Here is a 20,578-nt window from a genome sequence, read left to right as displayed (position 1 = left end):
ATGACAGCCGTATTGGCGGCCTTGGCCGCCGCAGCCCTGACGATTGCCCAATGGTTCATCTGGATGCACGCTCCCGTGGAGGAAACCATGGGCGTGGTGCAGAAGATCTTCTACATTCACCTGCCCTTGGCCTGGTGGGCCATGATGAGCTTTTTCACCGTGTTTCTGGCCTCGCTCATGGTGCTCATCAAGAAGGACAACAGGTGGGACCGGCTGGCTGGCGCCGCGTGCGAGCTGGGCGTTCTTTTCTCCGGCCTGGCCCTGGTCACCGGGTCGCTGTGGGGCAAACCCATCTGGAACGTCTGGTGGACCTGGGACCCCAGACTCACCACAACGCTTATCATGTGGTTCGTCTACGCCGCCTATCTCATCCTGCGCCAGTCCGGCGTCGGCGGGGAGCGGGGCCCGGTTGTGCGCGCCGCCCTGGGCGTGGTCGCCTTTCTGGACGTGCCCCTCGTGTTTTATTCCGCCCGCAAATGGCGCTCCATCCACCCCACGGTTTTCGGATCGCAGGGGGGCGGGCTTGAGCCGGAAATGCTCGCGGCCGTGCTGGTGAGCATCGCCGCGGTGGGGCTCTTCTGGGCGGCCCTCCTGTCTCTTCGCGCCAGGCAGCTCGGCCAGTCGGCGGCCATTCGAAACATATTTCTTCATCAGACGAGGTAGGACTGACATATGAGCAATCAAGGCTATCTGCTTGCGGCCAACATTGTGGTTTGGCTGGGACTGTGCGGCTACCTGGCTTTTGTGGCCACCTGCCAGAAACGGCTCGAACGCCGCCTGAAACAGCTGGAGGCGTTGCACCACGATGACTAGCCATACTCCGTACCGCGTGAACAAGCCCGTTCTGGTCATGATGTTCGCGGCCGTCGCCGCCATGTTCGCCTGGTCTTTCATCTACAGGGCCGACAATCCGTCGCTCATCGCGGCCGTGGAATCGCGCGGCCAGGCTCCGGCCGGCATGCCTGGCGGGATGCCCGGTGGCGGCGCCATGAACGCCGTGATGGGCGCCATGGCCAAGCTTCAGGCCAACCCCGAGGATGTGGGGGCCATGGAAGAGGCGGCCGAGGCCTTCGCCGAGGCAGAAATGTGGGACAAGACCCTGGCCATTCTGGAAAAGGCTTCCACCAAGGCCCCGGACGAGGTCCACATCCTGAACCTCTACGGCGTCACCCTCTTCAGGCTTGAACGGCCCGCCGAGGCAGCCAAGAAATTCGAGCGCCTGCTCGAACTGGACGCCTCGAACTTCCACGCCCAGTTCAACCTGGGAGCCGTCCACAAGCATGGACTTCAGGACGCGGCCAAGGCCAGGAAGTACTTCGAAGCGGTTTTGGCCAATCCCAAGGCCGACGCGCAAACCAAGGAACAGGCCCGCCAGGAGTTGGAGTCGCCTCAGTAGCTTCCGCCCTGGTCCCCCGCTATTGGAGACGGTCCGATCGGGCGATGAAATTGCCCGGAGGACCGAACGCTCCCGTGCCTTCATCCGCTATTCCGACCGGAAAAGTCTAATAGTGATGCGGCTGTGCGCTGCTAACCGAGGATTCTCCTCTGCGAAGGAGAATCCCCGTGCCGTTTCGCAAAGCGGAACGTTACGGAAGCGTTGCATTTTTTGCCACGTAGTATAGATTCTTGCTTGGCCCGAAGCCGGGTTTTCCATACCTGTGAAAACCTGGAGATAAAGTACAGTCTAGGCATGCGCCCAGCCCGGGCGCCATATGAACCCTTTTTCTCGGAGGTTAGGCAGGCATGAAGTTCAAACATGGCCTGGTCGTGGCTCTCGCCATGGCCGCTTTCCTTGCTGTAGGCAATCTGGTCCTGGCGGCCGATGTGATTAAAATCGCCGTCCCCACTCCTCTTACCGGCCCCGCCGCCGGATACGGCGACAACGTCAAGGCCGGTGTGGCCATGAAGATCGAAGAGATCAACGCCAAGGGCGGCGTGAACGGCAAGAAGATCGAAGCCGTGTACTTCGACGAGCAGTGCGATCCCAAGGAAGCCGCCACCGTGGGCACCAAGATCGCCGGCGACAAGGACCTCGTGGCCATCGTGGGCCATCTGTGCTCCGGTGCCCACCTGGCGGCGCTGCCCAACTACCTGCGTGCCGGCGTGGCCGCTTTGTCCCCCACCGCCACCAACGTGAACATCTCCGAGAAGGGCAAGGACGCCAAGGGCCAGACCTGGAGCTTCCGCAACGTGTACCGCGACGACTTCCAGGGCGTTTTCCTGGCCGACTACATGGCCAAGGCCCTGGGGCTTAAGAAGGTTGCCGTGTTTTTTGCCAACTCCGACTACGGCATCGGCTTGAAAGACGCTTTCCTGAAGCAGGCCAAGGCTAATGGGCTTACCATTGTTGGCGAGGAAGCCTACCAGGAGAAGTCCACCGACTTCACTCCCCAGCTGACCAAGATCAAGGGCATGGCCCCCGAGGCGCTGTTCATCGCCGGCTACTACGCCGAAGGCTCGCTCATCGCCGACCAGGCCAAGAAGCTGGGCATGGACGTGCCCAAGTTCGGCGCCGACGGCTTGGACAACGCCGACTACATCAAGCTGGCCGGTCCCGCTGGAGACAACACCTACCTGACCACCCCGTTCCTGGCCGAAACCGCCGGCCCCGAAGCCAAGGCCTTCATCGATGCCTACAAGGCCAAGTTCAAGCGTGATGTTGACTGGATGAGCGCGAATGCGTATGACGCCGCCGGGATGGTCATCGAAGCCATTTCCAAGGTTGGTCCGGATCGCGCCAAGGTCCGGGAATACCTGGCAGCCATCAACACCAAGGACAAGGCGTACAAGGGCATTACCGGCCTGACTTACTTCAACGACAAGGGCGACTGCGAGAAGCCCGCTTATGTGAAGATGGTCAAAGGCGGCCAGTTCGTCCCCGCGGAAAAGCAGATGACGAAATAGCCGTCACCGGCAATATATGATTTGAAACAGGCTGGATGACCGTCCAGCCTGTTTCGTTTCCTCTCAAGACGTATTAGGGCGCACGTACTGGCGCTTAAAGCGCAGCCGCCCGCGACGCGACCCGCATGGCGAGGCCGATCCCGCCGCGCCAACACCATCGGTTCGGAGAAGGCCGTGTTCGAACAACAGCTATTTAATGGATTGACCCTTGGGCTCATCTACGCGCTTATTGCCGTGGGATACACCATGGTCTACGGCGTGATCGAGCTGATCAACTTCGCCCACGGCGAAATCTACATGCTCGGGGCCTTTTTGTGCATCACCTTCATTCAAGCCTTGGGCATCCCGCTTTTTCCGGCCATAGCCCTTTCCATGGCCTGTTGCGCGGCAATAGGCGTCTTTATTGACCGGATAGCCTACAAGCCCCTTCGCAAGGCTCCTCGCCTGGCCGCGCTCATTACGGCCATCGGCGTGTCCATCTTTCTGCAGAACATCGCCATGATCATCTGGGGTTCCCGTCCGGTTCCCTTCGTGAGAGCGGCGGTTCCCAAGGTGTTCGGCGAGACGGTGTTCACCCTGGGCTCGGTGAACGTCTCGGGGCTGCAATTATTCATCTACGCCGTGACCACGGCCATGATGGTGGGGCTGACGCTCATCATCAATAAGACCAAGGTGGGCACGGCCATGCGCGCCCTGGCCCAGAACCCGGTAAGCGCCGCGCTTATGGGAATCAATGTCGACCGGGTCATATCCTTCACCTTCGCCTTGGGTTCGAGCCTGGGAGCCGTGGCAGGCATCCTGGTGGGCATGTACTACAACACAATAAGCGCCACCATGGGCTACAACGCTGGTGTCAAGGCCTTCGCCGCCGCCGTGCTGGGCGGGATCGGCTCGGTCCCCGGAGCCATGCTCGGCGGGGTTGTTCTTGGTGTGGCCGAAACTCTTGGGGCGGGATATGTTTCGTCCCAGTACCGTGACGGCCTGGGGTACGCGGTCATGATCGCGGTCATTCTCCTGCGTCCCTCTGGCCTGCTTGGCAAGAGCGTGGGTCAAAAGGCTTAGGGAGGCGGACATGTCAAAAAATTCCACCGCCTTCAAAATCCTCGGACTGGCTTTACTCCTGGCCTTTCCTTTCCTGCCCGTCATCAGCAGCGAGTACGTGGTGCACGTCGCCGTGCTGGTCATGGTGTACGCCGTGTTGGCCATGGGCCTGAATGTCCTGCCAGGATTCTGCGACCTCTTGGACCTGGGATATGTGGGCTTCTACGGCATAGGGGCGTACACGGCGGGCATTCTGTCGCTCAACCACGGCGTGAGCTTCTGGGTCATCGTGCCCGGAGCCGTGGCCCTGGGCGCGTTGTGCGGCGTTTTGCGCGGGGCGCCCACACTCAGGCTTTCGGGCGACTACTTCGCCATCGTGACCTTTGGCTTCACGGAACTGGTGGTGCTCTTTCTCACCAACGAAATCTGGCTCACTCGCGGCCCGCTGGGCCTGCCCGGCATTCCTCCGGTTGCCGTAAGCCTCGAGTGGCTGGGCATCGACTGGCGCTACGACTTCTTGAGCGAAGTTCCGTATTATTACCTGGCCCTGTTCATGATGGCCGTAGTCTACGTGGCCATGTGCCGCATCGAGGACTCCAGGCTTGGCCGGGCCTGGCTGGCCATCAAGGAAGATCCCCTGGCCGCGGCCAGTTGCGGCGTCAACCTCATGACCTTCAAGACCGTGGCTTTCGCCTTCTCCGCCGGAGTGGGCGCCGCGGCGGGCTGCTTCATGGCCCAGTGGTCCATGTTCCTGGCCCCGGACGTGTTCAAGTTCTGGGAGTCCTTCCTGGTGCTGTGCATGATCGTGCTGGGAGGTCTTGGCAATATCAACGGGGCTATCGTCGGGTCGGTGGTGCTTATCGCGCTTGGCGAGGTGCTTCGTGTCGTGCTGCCCAACTTCGGGCTGCCGGCAGAGACGCGCTTTCTGGCCTACGGCCTCATTATGATACTCATCATGCGTTTCAAGCCGGGCGGGCTTTTCCCCACGATTGCCGCCACCAGCAAGAAGAGCAGGCTCATCCTGGAGCTTAAGGCCAGGCTGCAAGCAGAGCGGACGGGTTAGGCATGGAAACAATTCTCAAGATAGACGGTGTAAGCAAGCGTTTCGGAGGTCTTCTGGCCCTGGCCGACGTGAGCTTCGAGGTGAAGAAGGGGCGCATCCTGGGGCTCATCGGCCCCAACGGCGCCGGCAAGACCACCATGTTCAACTGCATCGCCGGTATCTACAAGCCCAGCGAAGGCGCCATCCTCTTCGACAAGGACGGCGCGCACGTGGATGTGGGAGGTTCCAGGCCCGAGCAGATGACCCAGCTCGGGGTGGCCCGCACCTTCCAGAACATCCGCCTTTTCGGGTCCCTGCCCGTGCTGGACAACGTGCGCATCGGCCGCCATTGCCGGGCGCAGCAAGGGTTCTGGGGAGCGGTGCTGCGCACCAAGGCCCAGAAGGCCGAGGAAAAGCTCCTGGTTGAGCAGAGCATGGAATATCTCGATTTCGTCGGCCTTGGGCACAAGGCCCTGGACCTCTCCAGCTCGCTTGCCTACGGCGACCAGCGCCGCCTGGAGATCGCCAGGGCCCTGGCCAGCGAACCGAAGCTCTTGCTGCTGGACGAACCGGCGGCGGGCATGAACCCGCAGGAGACCGCCTCTTTGGTGGATCTCATCCACGCCATCATGAAGAAGGGCATAACGGTCGTTCTCATCGAGCACGACATGAAGCTGGTCATGAGCATCTGCGAACACCTGGTGGTGCTCGACCACGGGATCAAGATCGCCGAGGGCGGCCCGCGCGAGATCAGGGAGAACCCGGAGGTCATCGAGGCCTATCTGGGCAGGGGAGCGGCCCATGCTTAGCCTTACGGACATCCAGACGTACTACGGCTCCATTCATGCCCTCAAGGGAGTGACCTTGAAGGTCGACCAGGGCGAAATCGTCACCCTTATCGGGGCCAACGGCGCGGGCAAGACCACCACGCTCATGAGCATTTCCGGGGTCACCCAGCCCAAGCAGGGGAAAATTGAATTTCTGGGCGAAGACATCACCAAGATGTCCACGGAAAAAATAGTGTCCAAGGGCATCACCCAGGTTCCCGAGGGCCGCATGATTTTTCCGCGCCTGACGGTTCGCGAGAACCTCTTGATGGGCGCCTATCTGCGCGACGACAAGGACGGGGTGAAGGCCGACGAGGAAAAGGTCTATGAGCTTTTCCCCAAGATGCGCGAGCGCATGAAGCAGCACGGCGGAACTCTTTCCGGCGGAGAGCAGCAGATGCTTGCAATAGGGCGCGCGCTCATGGCAAGACCCAAGGTGTTGCTGCTCGACGAGCCGAGCCTCGGGCTTGCGCCGATCGTCGTTGAGAACATTTTCGAGATCATTCAGCGCATCAACAAAGAAGGGACCACCATCCTGCTCGTGGAGCAGAATGCGCAGATGGCCCTGCACATCGCCCATCGGGGATACGTATTGGAAACCGGCGTGGTCACCCTCGAAGGGCCCGCCAAGGACCTGCTTGAAAACCCCAAGGTGCGCTCAGCCTACCTTGGACTCGATTAATCCGCCTGGGGAGGGCGTATGGACAAGATAATTGGCTTGGGCCTCACTTTCGACGATGTTTTGCTCATTCCCGCATATTCCGAGGTCCTTCCCGATCAGGTGGACGTTTCCACATGGCTCACCCCGGAAATCCGGCTGAACATTCCGCTCTTGTCCGCGGCCATGGATACCGTCACCGAGTCGCGCATGGCCATTTCCATGGCCCGCAACGGCGGGGCCGGCGTGATCCACAAGAACATGTCCATCACCCAGCAGAAACTTGAGGTGGAGAAGGTCAAGAAGAGCGAGTCGGGAATGATCATCGACCCGGTCACTGTGCACCCGGACATGACCGTGGCCGCCGCGCTCAAGGTGATGGCCGAGTTCTCCATCTCGGGCCTGCCGGTGGTGGAGAACGACGCCCTGGTGGGCATCGTCACCAACCGCGACGTGCGCTTCGTGGATGACGACTACACCAAGGTGCGCGACGTGATGACCAGCAAGAAGCTGGTCACCGTGCCGGTGGGCACTCCCCTGGAAATCGCCAAGGAACACCTGCACGAGCACCGCATCGAAAAGCTTCTGGTGGTGGACGAGAACAAGAAGCTGAAGGGCCTCATCACCATAAAGGACATCGACAAGATCCAGAAGTACCCCAACGCCTGCAAGGACCCCTGGGGCCGATTGCGCGCGGGCGGGGCCGTCGGCGTTGGCGCCAACCGGGACGAGCGTGTCGAGGCCCTTCTGGATGCGGGATGCGACTTCATCGTTCTGGACTCGGCCCACGGCCACACCAAGAACATACTTACCGCTGTGGAAGCCATCCGCTCCCAGTTCCCCAAATGCCAGCTTGTCGCGGGCAACGTGGGTACCTACGAAGGGGCCAAGGCGCTCATCAAGGCCGGCGCCGACGCCGTGAAAGTGGGCATCGGGCCAGGCTCCATCTGCACCACCCGCATCGTGGCCGGTGTTGGCGTGCCGCAGATCACGGCCATCATGGAGGCCGTGCGGGCCTGCCGCGAGGCGGGCAAATGCTGCGTTGCCGACGGCGGCATCAAGTTCTCGGGCGACGTGGTCAAGGCCATCGCCGCCGGGGCCGACACCGTGATGATGGGCTCAATGTTCGCCGGAACCGAGGAAAGCCCCGGCGAGACCATCCTCTACCAGGGCCGCACCTACAAGATCTACCGTGGCATGGGCTCCATCGACGCCATGCGCGAGGGCAGCGCCGACCGCTACTCGCAGGACAACAAATCCAACAAGCTGGTTCCCGAGGGCATCGTGGGCCGCGTGCCTTTCAAGGGCATCGTGTCCGAGTCCATCTACCAGATGGTCGGGGGCCTGCGTTCCGGTATGGGCTATGTGGGCGTCTCCAACATCAAGGACCTGCAGGAGAAACCCCAGTTCACCCGCATCTCTCCGGCCGGCTTGCGCGAATCCCACGTCCACGACGTGATCATCACCAAGGAATCTCCCAACTACAGGGTGGAGAGCTACTAAATGCAGCACAACGACACTGTCGTCATTTTAGACTACGGCTCCCAGTACACCCAGCTCATCGCGCGGCGCGTGCGCGAGGCTGGCGTATTTTCCGAAATCCATCCCTGCACCATAAGCGCGGACCAGCTGAAGGCCATGGCGCCCAAGGCCATCATCCTCTCCGGCGGCCCGGCGAGCGTGCGCGACGAGGATTCCCCGCAGCTGGACAAGGCCGTTCTGGGCCTTGGCGTGCCGGTGCTGGGCATCTGCTACGGAATGCAGCTGCTGGCCAACACCCTGGACGGGGGCGAAGTGGCCGCCGCCAAGGAGCGCGAATACGGCCGGGCCGAGCTGACATTCTCCGGAAAGAGCCCCTTGTGGGAAGGCGTCGAGGGCGACGGGCCGCACACGGTCTGGATGTCCCACGGCGACCATGTGGTGGCCATGCCCAAGGGCTTTACCGTCATAGCCCGCACCTCGAGCGTGGATGTGGCCGCCATGCAGGACGTTTCCCGCAACATCTTCGCCCTGCAGTTCCACCCCGAGGTGGCCCACACCGAGGACGGGGAGACCATTCTTCGCAACTTCCTGTTCAAGATCGCCAAGGTCAAGACCGGCTGGACCATGGCCAGCTTCGTGGAGGCCGAGGTGGCCGCCCTGCGTGAAAAGCTGGGCGACGACCAGGTGGTCTGCGCCCTGTCCGGCGGCGTGGATTCCACCGTGGTGGCCGTGCTCCTGCACAAGGCCATCGGCAAGCGCCTGCACTGCATCTTCGTGGACAACGGCGTCCTGCGCCTGCACGAGGGCGAGGAAGTAGTGGCCTACCTGCGCGAGCACTTCGACCTGAACCTCAAGTACGTCAAGGCCCAGGACCTCTTCCTGGACCGGCTGGAAGGCGTCCAGGATCCGGAGAAAAAGCGCAAGATCATCGGGCATACCTTCATCGAGGTCTTCGAGAAGGAGGCCAAGGCCATACCCGGAGTGAAGTGGCTGGCCCAGGGCACCCTGTATCCGGACGTCATTGAATCCGTCTCCTTCAAGGGCGGCCCGTCCGTGGTGATAAAAAGCCACCACAACGTGGGCGGCCTGCCCGAGAAGATGGACCTCAAGCTGGTGGAACCCCTGCGCGAACTCTTCAAGGACGAAGTGCGCAAGGTGGCCTACGAGCTCGGCATGCCCGAATCCATCATCTGGCGCCATCCCTTCCCGGGACCCGGCCTGGCCATCCGCATCATCGGCGAGATCACCCGCGAGCGCCTGGACATCCTTCGCAAGGCCGACAAGATCGTTCAGGGCGAGCTTCTGGCGGCTGACTGGTACCGCAAGGTCTGGCAGGGCTTCGCCGTGCTCCTGCCGCTTAAAACCGTCGGGGTCATGGGCGACGACCGCACCTACGAGAACGTGTGTGCGCTACGCATCGTGGATTCCCTGGACGCCATGACCGCGGACTGGTCGCGCGTGCCAACGGACATACTGGCCCGTATTTCCAACCGCATCATAAATGAAGTAAAGGGAATCAACCGGGTGGTTCTGGACATTTCCTCCAAGCCGCCCGCGACAATCGAGTGGGAGTAAACGCATGTTCGGCATCGGCTCCACAGAACTTCTGATCATCCTGATCGTTGCTCTTATCCTGATCGGACCCCAGAAGCTGCCAGACCTCATGAAGACGTTCGGCAAGGGGCTTTCCGAGTTCAGGCGCATGAGTACGGACGTGAAGTCCACTCTGGAGCGCGAAATCCAGAAGGCCGACGAGCTCAAGCGCATCGAAGAGATGAAAAACGAGCTTTTCGGAGACGATGCCCAGAAACCCGCCGAAGCCGCCCAGACTCCGGCGGAACCCGCGAAAGCGGGTGAGGTGGCCGCCCAGGCCGTTGACGCCCCAAAAAACGTGAGTTCCGCTCAGGCCGATCCCTCCGGCACAAAACCGGCGACCCAGGCAGTTCCAGCCGAACAACCGGCCGTTTCGCAAACCGCCCCGGGAACCGCGCCCCAGGCCGATGCCAAGCCCGCTTCCCAGGCCCAGGACAAGAGCCATGCGTAAGGCCCAAGTAACCCGCAGCACCAAAGAGACCTCCATAGAATTAGACGTCAACCTGGATGGCCAGGGTGTTGCCGAGGTGTCCACCGGGGTCGGGTTCGCCGACCACATGCTCACCTTGCTGGCCTTCTGGTCCGGCATGGACCTGAAGCTTTTCTGCAAGGGTGACCTGCACGTCGACTCGCACCACACCCTCGAAGACGTCGGCCTCTGCCTTGGCCAGGCCATTGTCGAGGCCCTGGGCGACAAATCCGGGATCAACCGCGTGGGCCATGCCCGGTTCCCCCTGGACGAGGCCCTTTCCGAGGTGGTGGTGGACCTCTCCGGCAGGGCCTATCTGGTCTACGAGGATACGCTTCTTCCCGCCCAGGTGGCCGGGGAGGAAAAGGATGTTTGGCGGGAGTTTTTCAAATCCCTGGCCTTCAAGGGCCAGATGAACCTCCACGTCCGCATGCTCTACGGCAAGAACGGGCACCATTTGCTGGAGTCGGCCTTCAAGGCCCTCGGCGTGGCGCTGCGTCAGGCCATAGCGCGTGACCGGGCCGGGGTGCCCAGCACCAAAGGGAGCCTAGGCTGATGCGTTCAAACCGCGCTATTGTCGTTCTGCTGGTCGTGTCTTGCGTCCTCGCTTCAGCCTGTCAGCGCCGTCCGGCCCAGGTGGAGTCCAAAATGAACCCCATGTTCAGCGTGGGCGTCGCCTCGTTTGCCGTGGTGCAAGAACCCTGGGAGCTTCTGGCGGGTTACATGCCGGATAGGGCCCAGCCGCCCAAGGCCGACTCCCTTGACGACCTGGACTCCATCCTGGTCAAGGCCATGAAGATAACGCCCGAGCGCAATATCGTGGCCGGGAGCAAGGCCAAGTCCTGCACCGAGAGCGTGCGCCGCGCACCTGACGCCAACCGTCTGGCCAGCCTGAAGTACTGGCAGGAAGTGGGCAAGTGCATGGACGTCCAGTTCCTGCTGGTGCCCATGGTCACCCACTGGAAAGAGCGCCAGGGATCGGCCGCCGGCTCCACCAGCCCGGCCTGGGTCATTCTCGATTTGTATCTGGTCAATGTGAAGACTGGCGGCGTACTCAACCATTTCCACTACGACTACCAGCAGAAAGCCCTGACGGACAACATTCTGGAAGCGGACAAGTTCTTCAAGCGTCGCGGCCAGTGGGTCACTGCGGCTGATCTCGCCCGTGAGGGCATCGAGAAGGGGCTCAAGGAGTTCGGTCTGTGATTTTGTATCCGGCCATTGATATCAAGGATGGCCAGTGCGTGCGCCTCAAGCAGGGGCTGGCCGACCAGGTGACGGTTTTCGATCCCGACCCGGTATCAGCGGCCGGGCACTGGCTTGATCTTGGTGCCACTGCCCTGCATGTGGTGGATCTGGACGGCGCTTTCGACGGCGAGCCCAAGAACAAGGATCTGGTGGCCGGAATCTGCAAACGGGCTGGTTCCGTGCCGGTGCAGCTGGGCGGCGGCATTCGCGATCTGGCCACGGCCCAGGCCTATGTGGCCGCCGGAGTGTCCCGGCTGCTCATCGGCACCATGGCCCTGGCAGACCCCGACAGGTTCGGGGAGTTGTGCAAGGCGCTGCCGGGAAAGGTGGGCGTGTCCTTGGATGCGGATCATGGCAGGCTCAAGACCAAAGGCTGGGTTGAGGATTCCGGGCTCACCGTGGACGACGTGCTGCCAAGGCTGGAAGCCCAGGGCGCCGCTTTCCTGGTGTACACCGACATCAGCCGCGACGGCATGCAGAGCGGCGTGAACCTTGAGGCCATGGAATCTTTGCTCTTAAAAACCAAACTGCCGGTGGTCGCAGCCGGCGGGGTGGCCACCCTCGATGACCTGAAGGCCTTGGCTCCCCTGGTGTCCAAGGGGCTTCAGGGCGTGATCAGCGGCCGGGCCATCTACACCGGGACGCTTGATTTCGCGCAGGCCATGGAATGGGTCGGCAGCAATAGTTTCTAACAAACGTATCACGAGCATTGTCTGATCGTTTTGGCCGCCCCCCAGGCGGCCTTTTCATTTGCGTGGCGGAACGGATGGTTCACCTGTTCATGGGCTGGCCGCTGTTCGTGAACAGGTTGTGAGCATCCAGTCGCGATGTCAGGGCTGGCGGACCAATTCTCTTTGCGGTTCAAGCCGGAAGGTGTAAAATTGTGGAAGCAATCCTTACGGAGGCAAAAACATATGAAAACACGCACCATTGAAGTCAAAGGAATGAGCTGTAACCACTGCGTCCAGTCCGTCACCCAGGCCCTGAGCGGAATAGACGGTTTGGCCAACGTGAAGGTCGATCTCACTTTCGGCACCGCCACCTACGACGAAGTCAAACCCGTGGACGAGGCCCTGGTGAAAGCGACCATCGAGCGAATTGGTTTTATTCCCGGCGGTTTCAGGTAACCACTGTGCAGGGCGACTTCAACGCGTTCTGTAGCTGCTGGCAATCGTCCGCTGGAGAGCCGCAGGCCTAGCCCCGGCAGACCATGAATTGGCGTACAGCTCCCACCGTTCCGACAAGCCTGCCCCTGCCGGAACTCTTTCTGCGGCTGGTGAGGCCAGGCACGCGCGTCCTGGACATCGGCTGCGGGGAGGCGGGAGCAGGGGCTTTGATCCAGGAGGCCGGAGGGGTCTACACCGGTCTGGACGTCAACCTGCCGAGCTTGAGGCGGGCGGCGAACCGGCACCGGGTGGCTTGCGGGGAGGGGGGGAATCTTCCGTTCAAGCCCGCTTCCTTCGACCTTGTTCTTCTTCGGGCGGTACTGACCGTTCTTGTTAGTCCTGTTGAGAGCCTTGCAGTGGTGCGCGAAGCATTGCGCGTGTGCCGGGGCGTGCTCGGAATTCAGGATTTTCTTCTCACACCGGCATTGCCGCTTTACGCAGCCCGGTATGCCGAAGGTCATTCCTTGACCGGCCAGTTCGGCACCTTCCCTGTACGCCGGGAAGGAAACGGGGATGTGCTCTACTGGGCCAGGCATTTCAGCCTGGATGAGCTCAATGAGCTCATACGGGAGGCGGGCGGCCGGGTGGACGAGGTGAGCGAGGCTCCCGCGCCGACCCGAAGCGGCAATATCATTAACGGTGTTGTCCTACTGGCTCATCCTTAAGAGCACCTTCCTGGCGCCTGGACGCGAGGCATGCGCGAACGCCTCTTCGAAGCTTTCCAGGGGGTATGTCGCCTCTATGAGCCCGGCTGGGTCCACCAGGCCTCTTGCCAGGTGATCCAGGGCCAGGGCCGTGTCCCCGCAGCGTGACCCCACCAGGGTGATTTCCTGCACCACCACCCTCGAGAGGTTGAGGCACGCCTGCGCTTCCGTAGTGGATTTCAATACGATCACTCCTTCAGGCCGCACCAGATCAAGAGCCATCTGGATGCCTTGCGGCCTGCCCGTGGCTTCCACCACCAGGTCGAACGGTCCGGCGACGTTCCCGGCCAGGCAGGTCTTAATCCCCTGGTTCCCGGCGATGGCCAGCTTGTCCGGGTGTTTGCCCACCAGCACAAGCCCCGGGCAGAGGTGGCGAAGCCCAAGGGCTGCCAGTATCCCGAGCTTTCCGTCCCCCAGCACGGCCACCCTGTCCGTGGCCAGGATATGCACCTGCTGGCCCACCTCCAGGGCCGCGGCCAGGGGCTCGGCGAACACGGCGGCTTCGTCGTTCAGCAAGTCCGGCACCAGGTGGCAGTTGGAAGCGGGAAGGGTGAGGTAATGGGCGAAGGCGCCGTCCTTGCCGAGTATTCCGAGCACCTTCCTGCCCGGAGCGTGCCGGTGGTCGCCGGTACCGGTGGCTATGTTGATGTCGGCCACCACCCGCTTTCCCATGATGCCAGGAGCGGATGGCGCAGCCTCGACCACGCCAACGAACTCATGCCCGGGCGTGCCGGAAAAGTTCATATACCCCTTAATGAGTTCGATATCGGTGTTGCAGATGCCCGCGACCAGAACGCGCACCAGGACTTCATCCTCCGCCGGAACCGGCTTTTGCTGTGGCTCAAGGAAAAAAGACCCGTTTGTGAACACGACGCGCAGCATGCAATTGCCTCCAAAAGTAAGCACGATTTTCCAATACGACCGCCTGGTAGCTTGCTAGCTGTAGACGAAACTCACGTTAAAGGAGGTCGCTATCATGTTGCAAACAAAGAGTGTTTTCCAGGAGGCGACAATAGTCACGCCCACGGGCGAAAGGTTGGCCGCCCGGCTGGAATGGGTGCAGCATCCTGTATTTTCAGGTGTTTGGATGAAACATCTTGTCACAGGGAAAGATACCGGAGGACTTCTCAGTTGTCATCTGGTGCGAGTTGAAGACGGATGCGAAATTGGAATGCATACCCATGAAGCCTCGCTGGAACTGCATGAAGTTCTGTCCGGGACAGGCAATTGCCTCATGGACGGTCGCGACACTCCGTACCAGCCCGGTGTCTGCCTGGTGATTCCCGTAGGCGAGCGGCACGCTGTGGCGGCCAAAGGCAGCGACCTGCACCTCATGGCCAAATTTTCACCGGCGCTTTTGTAGGGTTGTCATTTTGCCAGTACTCTCATGAGCCTTACCGTCAGTATTTTCAACGGCTGGTGTCTCCGGTCCCTGTATCGTTCGGGGCCGGAGACATTGACCCCGCCGGGGATTCGTAGCATCCATGGGGGATGAAGCCTGCTGTCCGAATTTGTCGCCTGAGTCCGCCTGGTCTGGAAATTTTCCATGTCGAACATGCTACCGCAGCTATCCCCACCCATGTCCACGCATCCTGGTGCGTGCTGGTCATGGAACAGGGCGAGCGATCAGTGACTGGGGCTGGTCGCGTATATCATCTTACACCCGGCGATGCTGTCATTATCCCGAAGGATACTGCGCACTCCTGTTCAGGCGCTCCAGCGGGATGTTCTTTCTGGGCCGTGAGTTTCTCACTGGACATCTTGGAATCCACTTACGCGCGGCAACTTACCGCGCAAGGCTTCTCGCGGATTCCCGGGAACACTCTGCCTGGTCTGCTCTACGCTGTTGTGAACAATCATCGCGGCTCGGAGACCGTCCAGGCACTGTTAGGAGCGCTCAGACCGAGCGTATGCCCTGCAAAAGATGACCTTCCTGCCCACCCGGCATCCGAAGTGGTAAACTCGGCAGTACGACAAGCCAGGGCCATTCTCGATGGACCGGAAGGTCTGGAGACTCCTCTTGCGGAGCTGGCCAGTCGATGCGGTGCCAGCCGGTTTCATCTGTGCAGGCTTTTCAAGCGCGAGACCGGCGTTTCTCCCAACGAATACAGAACCCTTTCGAGGCTCAGACAGGCCCGCATGCTCTTGTCTCACGGAGTATCACTTGCGGATGCGGCAGCAGGCAGCGGCTTCCACGATCAGAGCCATCTGACGCTTCGGTTCAAGAAGTACATGGGCATGCCGCCTGGCGCATTCGCACGGGCCTGCCAATGAGCGGCGAACAGCTGCAGGCTGTTGTCGAGGGGCCGGGCAGGCTGGACCAGTTCTGGGCGGAGCATCTTGCGCACCGCTCCATGACCAGGGGCAGGATTCAGGAATGGATCAAGGCCGGTTTGGCCACGGTGGACGCCGTGGTCGTCCGCAAGGCCTCCTTTAAGCTTCGCGGCGGGGAGACACTCGGCCTTACCGTGCCCGAGGTCCGCGCCGTTCCCGAGCCGGAGCAGGGGGGGCTCACCGTGCTCTACCGGGACACGGTATTGGCCGTTGTGGACAAGCCCCCCGGGCTCACGGTGCACCCCGCGCCCAGTTGCCCCCAAGGGACCCTGGTCAACCGGCTGCTGCATCATTTTCCGGAACTGAAGAATCTCGAAGGCAAACGCCCCGGCATCGTCCACCGCATTGACAAGGACACCACGGGGCTCCTGGCCGTGGCCTTGAGCGAACCGGTCCGCGTGAAACTCTCCGCGGCATTCGCCGAGCGCGAGGTAAGCAAGACCTATCTGGCCCTGATTCACGGCCGTCCAAAAAGGGATGCCGAGAGCATAGACGCCCCCATCCGGCGCGACCCTGCCCACAAGACCCGCATGGCCGTGCAGAAGGGCGGCCGGGAGGCCTTGAGCTCCTACCGTGTGGTCTGGACATCCCCGGACCGGGACGTCAGCATGGTCGAGGTGACCATAGCCACGGGCCGGACCCACCAGATACGGGTGCACATGGCCCACATCGGCCATCCGCTTCTGGGCGACAGCCTCTACGGCTCCATGGAGCAGGCTCTGCTCAAGCGCCGGGATCGTCTTCTCTACCGGCTGGCTTCGCGCCAGATGCTTCATGCCTGGAAGCTCTCGTTCACGCATCCGGAAACCGGGGAGGCTCTGGCTTTTCGCTGCCCGGTGCCCAAGGATTTCTGGCGGGTTCCGCTGTATCTCTCCCGCACTCTCCAACGGGTGGGCATCGTGGGCCTGCCAGGCAGCGGCAAAAGCGCTGTCCTGGACGCCCTGGCCAGGCGCGGCTATCCGGTCTGGAGCGCGGATGCGAGCGTGGCCGCGCTTTACGAGCCGGAAGCGGACGCCTGGCACATGCTGCGCTCCAGGTACGGGGACCGCTTTGTTACAGCTGGCGCGCCAGTGAACAAGAAGGCTCTGCTGGCTGCCATGCGCAAGTCCGAGACATTCCGGCGCGAGCTCATGGAGCTTCTCTACCCCATGGTGCAACACCAATTGGAGGATTTCTGGGCGAAGAACGCCCGCTTACGGGCGGCCTTCGCCGAGGTTCCCATGCTGCTGGAGGCCGGGTGGCTGGGAAAAGACGTGGTGGATTCGGTTGTGGGCGTTCGGTGCCCGGAAACCGTCCGCCGCCAGCGACTCGCAAACAAGCGGGGATGGGACCAGGCCATGATCGCCCTGGTGGAGTCCTGGCAGTGGCCTGAAGAGAAGAAGCTGGCCGCGTGCGGACATGTGGTCGACAATTCCGGTTCCCTGGAGGATGCCGCCCGGGCGGTGGATGCAATTCTTCCTTTGCTGCGCAAGGAGCGGACCTCCCGCCCCGCCGGACTGCTCGCCTGGTTGCGGTCGCAAAACTACGCCTGAGTTCCCATGATCCCATTGAAAGACAATATTCCCCGCATTCGAAGGCCACTGGTGGTGTGGATCATTTTCGCGCTCAATCTGGTGGTGTTTCTTTTCGAGCTTGTGCTTCCCGAACAGACCCTGAGCCTTTTGCTGCACGTTTACGGAGCTGTGCCCATTCGGTTTACCGATTCCCAATGGGCCATATACGCCGGGTATCCGTCCGGGGTTTGGACCACGGCGTTCACCTATATGTTCCTGCACGGCGGTTGGCTCCATTTTCTCCTGAACATGTGGGTGTTCTGGATTTTCGCGGACAACGTCGAGGATGCGCTGGGGCACTGGCGCTTCCTCTTGTTCTATCTGCTCTCGGGTCTGGCGGCGCTTAGCCTGCACGTGATTTTCAACCCGGGGTCGGACATGCCGGTGGTGGGCGCCTCCGGAGCCATAGCAGGAATCATGGGCGCGTATTTCCGCCTGTTTCCCCAGGCCAGGGTCATCGTGCTCATACCGCTGTTGTTCATACCCTGGATCGTGGAAGTCCCGGCCGTGGTATTTTTGGGCATCTGGTTTCTCATCCAGGTGTCATCGGGCCTGCTTGCCTCCACGCCCTTGAACGACGGCCAGTCCGTGGCCTGGTGGGCGCATGCCGGGGGCTTCGTTTTCGGCATGCTACTGGTGAAGTTTTTCGGAGGGCTTGATTGCCGCTACTGTTACATGCGCGAGAGCCGTTCCTACGAACGCCGCTGATGTTTCGCCCTCTCTGGACAACGACGCCCATCTGACATAACCCTCCCTGCTTCGGAACAAATCCGCATGTTTCCCTGAATCAAACGCGAGGCCTCAATGCTCAGCATAGAAAACCTGCACGTGACCATCGGCGAACGGGAGGTGCTCAAGGGCATCAACCTGGAAATCAAGGAAAACGAGACATTTATCCTGTTCGGTCCCAACGGGTCGGGCAAGACGACCCTGCTCATGACCCTTATGGGCTTCGGGAACTACACCATCACCCAGGGCCGCATAATGTTTCGCGGTCAGGACATCACCCACGCTTCCATTTACGAGCGCGCCCGTTTGGGCATCGGCATGTCCTTCCAGCGCCCCCCCACCATCCACGGCCTGAAGCTCCGCCAGCTTGTCTCCATGGCCTCCCAGGGCCGCCCCGTGGCCGTGGACGCAATGGCCAAGCGCGTGAACATGACCGACTTTCTGGAACGCGACGTGAACGCCGGCTTCTCAGGCGGGGAGATCAAGCGCTCCGAGCTCCTGCAGCTCATGAGCCAGCAGCCGCACATGGTGCTTTTCGACGAGCCGGAATCCGGAGTGGATCTGGAGAACATGAAGCTCATCGGGCACACGGTGCGCGAGCTCCTGGGCGGCGAATGCGCCATGGGCACCGAGCGCAGCCTGCGCATGGCCAAGTGCGGCCGCCATGTGGCCGGGCTCATCATCACCCACACCGGCTACATCCTCGAATACATCAACGCCGACCGGGGCCAGGTGATGTACGAAGGCAAGCTCTGCTGCGAATCAAACCCGAGAGACATCCTCGATCACATCAGCCGTTTCGGCTACCAGGAATGCCTGCGCTGCCTGGCCTAACCGGAGTTCCCATATGAAACCCATCGACCTGAAAGCCTTCGATTTCACCGCTCCCGCGCCCAAGGAGATCCCGGACCTCACCACCCTGGACGAGGCCGACAAGCAGCAGCTGCTAATGGCCGGCGTGGACGTGACCGCAACCGCCGTAAGCGGCACCTACATGCACCTGGACCACGGGGCTGTGCACTGCAAGTCCCGCCAGAAGGGCGTGGAAATCCTTGACATCAAGACCGCCATGGCCAAGTACGACGGCCTCAAGGAGTACATGTGGAAACTGGTGGACAAGGACAAGGACCAGTTCACCAAAACCGCGCATGAGAGCCTGCACGGCGGTTACTTCATCCGCACCGAAAAGGGCGCCAAGATCACCGAGCCTGTTCAGTCCTGTCTGTTCATCAAGGGCGACATGACCGGCCAGGCCGTGCACAACATCATCGTGGTGGAAGAGGACTCGGAGCTGCACATCATCACCGGCTGCTCTGCGGCGCATTCGTCCAAGGGCGCGGCCCACTTGGGGATTTCGGAGTTTTTCGTCAAGAAAAACGCAAAGCTGACCTTCACCATGATCCACAACTGGGCCGAAAACACGGTGGTTCGTCCCCGTTCGGCCGGAGTGGTGGAGGAGGGGGGCGTCTTCCTCAACAACTATGTGCTGCTGAAGCCCGTGCGCGACCTGCAGATGTACCCCACCGTCACCCTGGCGGGCAAAGGGGCCGTGGCCCGCTTCAATTCGGTCATGGTTGCGCCGGTGGGATCGCATCTGGATACCGGCAGCCGCATCATCCTGGGCGCTCCCGAGACCAAGGGCGAGATGATCGCCCGCACCATCACCACCGGAGGCACCATCATCGCCCGTGGCCATATCGCCGGCAATGCCGTGCCCGCCCGGGGGCATCTGGAATGCAAGGGGCTTATTCTCGGCGGCGGCGTGATCCACGCCATCCCTGAATTGGAGGCCACCGTGGACGGGGTGGAGCTCTCCCACGAGGCGGCCGTGGGCAAGATCGCCCAGGAAGAGATAGAGTACCTCATGGCCAGAGGCCTGGACGAAGAGCAGGCCACCTCGACCATTGTCCGCGGCTTCCTCAACGTGGACATCATGGGCCTGCCGGAAAAGCTGCAGCAGGTTATCGACGAAACCATCACGGAGTGCGAGAAGGACATGTTCTGATTTGCGCCCGTAAGGCAACGCTTGGGTGGCTTTATTGCCGACAGACCTGAGATTGTGTTGTCTTGGTCTGAATGATTGTTGAGCCGGAGAAAGAGTGATCTCTTTTTCCGGCTTTTTTTCGGCTTTGCCAGCTCCCGCCGTCACAAACTGTAAGCTCCCGCCGAGCGTGGTGTCCGCGAAAGCCTCCCGCTATTGCAAGTGTTCAACAATGCGGAAGCATTGAGTTTGGTTTTTTCAAGCATGTACCTGTTATTAATAAACGCTACACTGGGAAGGAGAATACTCTCGTGTTTTTGTATAAATAAACAGATGGAATTGTTATTTGTTTATTTATATTTATGTTGTTTTGCCTTTCCCAGTGGTGTCATCCCGGCTATGGTAGAAAAAAAGATGTCGTCGTTCCTATGGCATCTTCCTTTGAGCGGAGGAGTGATGACGAAATCCGTTGTCATCGTTGAAGACGATCCCTGCTGGTGCGAGGCCTTGAAGACCTTTTTCGACGGTAATGGGGAATTTTCGGCATTGGCCTTCACGGACGCGCACCAGGCCTGGGATGCCATAGCTCATTCGCCCCCGGATTTAGCCGTTCTGGATGTGGTGATGCCGGTTCTGGGAGGCCAGGAACTGGCGGAAATGATCCGTGAGAAGGGCCTTTCCACCAGAGTCATTTTCCTCACGGGCTTATTGACCCTGGAGGAGACGAAGGCCAGAGGCTACCGGGTAGGGGGCCAGACCGTGGTGGGCAAACCGGCCCCACTGCATGTTCTGCTTGATCTCGCCCGCCAGGCTCTGGCGGTCTGACTTGCCAGCCCGCCCAGGCTGA

Annotated in this window: 24 protein-coding genes; 23 read left to right on the top strand and 1 reads right to left on the bottom strand. The window is 61.1% G+C overall.

All coding sequences use genetic code 11. The annotated features are described in order from the left end of the window. The 16 genes from ccsA to HY795_17985 all read left to right on the top strand — a co-directional run bounded on the left by ccsA (position 1) and on the right by HY795_17985 (position 13,095). Entirely contained in the window at positions 1–663 is a 663-nt protein-coding gene (gene ccsA, locus HY795_18060) for a cytochrome c biogenesis protein CcsA (protein ID MBI4807124.1), read from the top strand. A 9-nt stretch (positions 664–672) separates the two neighbouring features. Further along, entirely contained in the window at positions 673–813 is a 141-nt protein-coding gene (locus HY795_18055; GenBank protein ID MBI4807123.1) for a CcmD family protein, read from the top strand. Continuing rightward, positions 806–1,396 (top strand): tetratricopeptide repeat protein, encoded by a 591-nt coding sequence (locus HY795_18050; protein ID MBI4807122.1) that lies wholly within the window; start codon positions 806–808, stop codon positions 1,394–1,396. The genes HY795_18055 and HY795_18050 overlap by 8 nt, the downstream gene beginning before the upstream one ends. Positions 1,397–1,743: 347 nt before the next feature. Then, entirely contained in the window at positions 1,744–2,904 is a 1,161-nt protein-coding gene (locus HY795_18045; protein ID MBI4807121.1) for an ABC transporter substrate-binding protein, read from the top strand. Between the two features lie 174 nt (positions 2,905–3,078). After that, positions 3,079–3,966, top strand: a complete 888-nt coding sequence (locus HY795_18040) for a branched-chain amino acid ABC transporter permease (protein MBI4807120.1) — start codon at positions 3,079–3,081, stop codon at positions 3,964–3,966. A gap of 10 nt (positions 3,967–3,976) precedes the next feature. Then, complete coding sequence (locus HY795_18035) at positions 3,977–5,008, top strand: branched-chain amino acid ABC transporter permease (GenBank protein ID MBI4807119.1); 1,032 nt, start codon at positions 3,977–3,979, stop codon at positions 5,006–5,008. A 2-nt stretch (positions 5,009–5,010) separates the two neighbouring features. After that, positions 5,011–5,796 carry an ABC transporter ATP-binding protein gene (locus HY795_18030; GenBank protein ID MBI4807118.1) on the top strand — a complete coding sequence of 262 codons (786 nt, stop codon included), beginning with the start codon at positions 5,011–5,013 and terminating at the stop codon, positions 5,794–5,796. Continuing rightward, positions 5,789–6,496: an ABC transporter ATP-binding protein gene (locus HY795_18025; GenBank protein ID MBI4807117.1), complete on the top strand. Its 708-nt coding sequence runs from the start codon at positions 5,789–5,791 to the stop codon at positions 6,494–6,496. Before HY795_18030 ends, HY795_18025 begins: the two co-directional genes overlap by 8 nt. Positions 6,497–6,514: 18 nt before the next feature. Continuing rightward, the gene (guaB, locus tag HY795_18020; protein ID MBI4807116.1) at positions 6,515–7,975 is read left to right on the top strand and encodes an IMP dehydrogenase; all 1,461 of its coding nucleotides are present in this window, start codon (positions 6,515–6,517) and stop codon (positions 7,973–7,975) included. Beyond that, positions 7,976–9,529 carry a glutamine-hydrolyzing GMP synthase gene (gene guaA, locus HY795_18015; GenBank protein MBI4807115.1) on the top strand — a complete coding sequence of 518 codons (1,554 nt, stop codon included), beginning with the start codon at positions 7,976–7,978 and terminating at the stop codon, positions 9,527–9,529. A 4-nt stretch (positions 9,530–9,533) separates the two neighbouring features. Continuing rightward, positions 9,534–9,998 carry a twin-arginine translocase subunit TatB gene (tatB, locus tag HY795_18010; protein MBI4807114.1) on the top strand — a complete coding sequence of 155 codons (465 nt, stop codon included), beginning with the start codon at positions 9,534–9,536 and terminating at the stop codon, positions 9,996–9,998. Next, on the top strand, positions 9,991–10,572 hold the full coding sequence (gene hisB / locus HY795_18005) for an imidazoleglycerol-phosphate dehydratase HisB (protein ID MBI4807113.1): 582 nt from the start codon (positions 9,991–9,993) through the stop codon (positions 10,570–10,572). Before tatB ends, hisB begins: the two co-directional genes overlap by 8 nt. Then, positions 10,572–11,222: a hypothetical protein gene (locus tag HY795_18000; GenBank protein MBI4807112.1), complete on the top strand. Its 651-nt coding sequence runs from the start codon at positions 10,572–10,574 to the stop codon at positions 11,220–11,222. The genes hisB and HY795_18000 overlap by 1 nt, the downstream gene beginning before the upstream one ends. Continuing rightward, positions 11,219–11,956 carry a 1-(5-phosphoribosyl)-5-[(5-phosphoribosylamino)methylideneamino]imidazole-4-carboxamide isomerase gene (gene hisA / locus HY795_17995; protein ID MBI4807111.1) on the top strand — a complete coding sequence of 246 codons (738 nt, stop codon included), beginning with the start codon at positions 11,219–11,221 and terminating at the stop codon, positions 11,954–11,956. Before HY795_18000 ends, hisA begins: the two co-directional genes overlap by 4 nt. 222 nt (positions 11,957–12,178) lie before the next feature. Then, a complete protein-coding gene (locus HY795_17990; GenBank protein MBI4807110.1) occupies positions 12,179–12,391 on the top strand; it encodes a heavy-metal-associated domain-containing protein in 213 nt (70 codons plus the stop codon). An 83-nt stretch (positions 12,392–12,474) separates the two neighbouring features. After that, on the top strand, positions 12,475–13,095 hold the full coding sequence (locus HY795_17985; GenBank protein MBI4807109.1) for a class I SAM-dependent methyltransferase: 621 nt from the start codon (positions 12,475–12,477) through the stop codon (positions 13,093–13,095). On the opposite strand, the gene HY795_17980 is transcribed toward HY795_17985, so the two are convergent. Beyond that, positions 13,078–14,016 (bottom strand): alcohol dehydrogenase catalytic domain-containing protein, encoded by a 939-nt coding sequence (locus HY795_17980; protein ID MBI4807108.1) that lies wholly within the window; start codon positions 14,014–14,016, stop codon positions 13,078–13,080. The two genes, HY795_17985 and HY795_17980, sit on opposite strands and share 18 nt — an antisense overlap. 94 nt (positions 14,017–14,110) lie before the next feature. On the opposite strand from HY795_17980, the gene HY795_17975 reads away from it, so the two are divergent. The 7 genes from HY795_17975 to HY795_17945 all read left to right on the top strand — a co-directional run bounded on the left by HY795_17975 (position 14,111) and on the right by HY795_17945 (position 20,556). Continuing rightward, a complete protein-coding gene (locus HY795_17975) occupies positions 14,111–14,497 on the top strand; it encodes a cupin domain-containing protein (GenBank protein ID MBI4807107.1) in 387 nt (128 codons plus the stop codon). Positions 14,498–14,625: 128 nt separating this feature from the next. Further along, positions 14,626–15,408, top strand: coding sequence for an AraC family transcriptional regulator (locus HY795_17970; GenBank protein ID MBI4807106.1), 783 nt, complete (start codon positions 14,626–14,628; stop codon positions 15,406–15,408). Continuing rightward, positions 15,405–17,000 (top strand): dephospho-CoA kinase, encoded by a 1,596-nt coding sequence (coaE, locus tag HY795_17965; protein MBI4807105.1) that lies wholly within the window; start codon positions 15,405–15,407, stop codon positions 16,998–17,000. The genes HY795_17970 and coaE overlap by 4 nt, the downstream gene beginning before the upstream one ends. Before the next feature lie 6 nt (positions 17,001–17,006). Further along, a complete protein-coding gene (locus HY795_17960; GenBank protein MBI4807104.1) occupies positions 17,007–17,729 on the top strand; it encodes a rhomboid family intramembrane serine protease in 723 nt (240 codons plus the stop codon). Between the two features lie 96 nt (positions 17,730–17,825). After that, positions 17,826–18,584 (top strand): ABC transporter ATP-binding protein, encoded by a 759-nt coding sequence (locus HY795_17955; protein MBI4807103.1) that lies wholly within the window; start codon positions 17,826–17,828, stop codon positions 18,582–18,584. Positions 18,585–18,597: 13 nt separating this feature from the next. Then, entirely contained in the window at positions 18,598–19,755 is a 1,158-nt protein-coding gene (locus tag HY795_17950; protein ID MBI4807102.1) for a SufD family Fe-S cluster assembly protein, read from the top strand. 432 nt (positions 19,756–20,187) lie between these two features. After that, positions 20,188–20,556, top strand: coding sequence for a response regulator (locus HY795_17945; GenBank protein MBI4807101.1), 369 nt, complete (start codon positions 20,188–20,190; stop codon positions 20,554–20,556). Positions 20,557–20,578: the final 22 nt, after the last annotated feature.

This window comes from Desulfovibrio sp. (assembly GCA_016208105.1).
Classification (GTDB): Bacteria; Desulfobacterota; Desulfovibrionia; order Desulfovibrionales; family Desulfovibrionaceae; genus Fundidesulfovibrio.
Note: the sequence above shows the minus strand (reverse complement) of the source record. Positions and strands in the feature narration are given on the sequence as shown.

Coding starts and splice junctions, on each gene's coding strand:
- ccsA (MBI4807124.1), top strand. CDS start 1: ATGACAGCCGTATTGGCGGCCTTGGCCGCCGCAGCCCTGACGATTGCC.
- HY795_18055 (MBI4807123.1), top strand. CDS start 673: ATGAGCAATCAAGGCTATCTGCTTGCGGCCAACATTGTGGTTTGGCTG.
- HY795_18050 (MBI4807122.1), top strand. CDS start 806: ATGACTAGCCATACTCCGTACCGCGTGAACAAGCCCGTTCTGGTCATG.
- HY795_18045 (MBI4807121.1), top strand. CDS start 1,744: ATGAAGTTCAAACATGGCCTGGTCGTGGCTCTCGCCATGGCCGCTTTC.
- HY795_18035 (MBI4807119.1), top strand. CDS start 3,977: ATGTCAAAAAATTCCACCGCCTTCAAAATCCTCGGACTGGCTTTACTC.
- HY795_18030 (MBI4807118.1), top strand. CDS start 5,011: ATGGAAACAATTCTCAAGATAGACGGTGTAAGCAAGCGTTTCGGAGGT.
- HY795_18025 (MBI4807117.1), top strand. CDS start 5,789: ATGCTTAGCCTTACGGACATCCAGACGTACTACGGCTCCATTCATGCC.
- guaB (MBI4807116.1), top strand. CDS start 6,515: ATGGACAAGATAATTGGCTTGGGCCTCACTTTCGACGATGTTTTGCTC.
- guaA (MBI4807115.1), top strand. CDS start 7,976: ATGCAGCACAACGACACTGTCGTCATTTTAGACTACGGCTCCCAGTAC.
- tatB (MBI4807114.1), top strand. CDS start 9,534: ATGTTCGGCATCGGCTCCACAGAACTTCTGATCATCCTGATCGTTGCT.
- hisB (MBI4807113.1), top strand. CDS start 9,991: ATGCGTAAGGCCCAAGTAACCCGCAGCACCAAAGAGACCTCCATAGAA.
- HY795_18000 (MBI4807112.1), top strand. CDS start 10,572: ATGCGTTCAAACCGCGCTATTGTCGTTCTGCTGGTCGTGTCTTGCGTC.
- HY795_17990 (MBI4807110.1), top strand. CDS start 12,179: ATGAAAACACGCACCATTGAAGTCAAAGGAATGAGCTGTAACCACTGC.
- HY795_17985 (MBI4807109.1), top strand. CDS start 12,475: ATGAATTGGCGTACAGCTCCCACCGTTCCGACAAGCCTGCCCCTGCCG.
- HY795_17980 (MBI4807108.1), bottom strand. CDS start 14,016: ATGCTGCGCGTCGTGTTCACAAACGGGTCTTTTTTCCTTGAGCCACAG.
- HY795_17975 (MBI4807107.1), top strand. CDS start 14,111: ATGTTGCAAACAAAGAGTGTTTTCCAGGAGGCGACAATAGTCACGCCC.
- HY795_17970 (MBI4807106.1), top strand. CDS start 14,626: ATGAAGCCTGCTGTCCGAATTTGTCGCCTGAGTCCGCCTGGTCTGGAA.
- coaE (MBI4807105.1), top strand. CDS start 15,405: ATGAGCGGCGAACAGCTGCAGGCTGTTGTCGAGGGGCCGGGCAGGCTG.
- HY795_17960 (MBI4807104.1), top strand. CDS start 17,007: ATGATCCCATTGAAAGACAATATTCCCCGCATTCGAAGGCCACTGGTG.
- HY795_17955 (MBI4807103.1), top strand. CDS start 17,826: ATGCTCAGCATAGAAAACCTGCACGTGACCATCGGCGAACGGGAGGTG.
- HY795_17950 (MBI4807102.1), top strand. CDS start 18,598: ATGAAACCCATCGACCTGAAAGCCTTCGATTTCACCGCTCCCGCGCCC.
- HY795_17945 (MBI4807101.1), top strand. CDS start 20,188: ATGACGAAATCCGTTGTCATCGTTGAAGACGATCCCTGCTGGTGCGAG.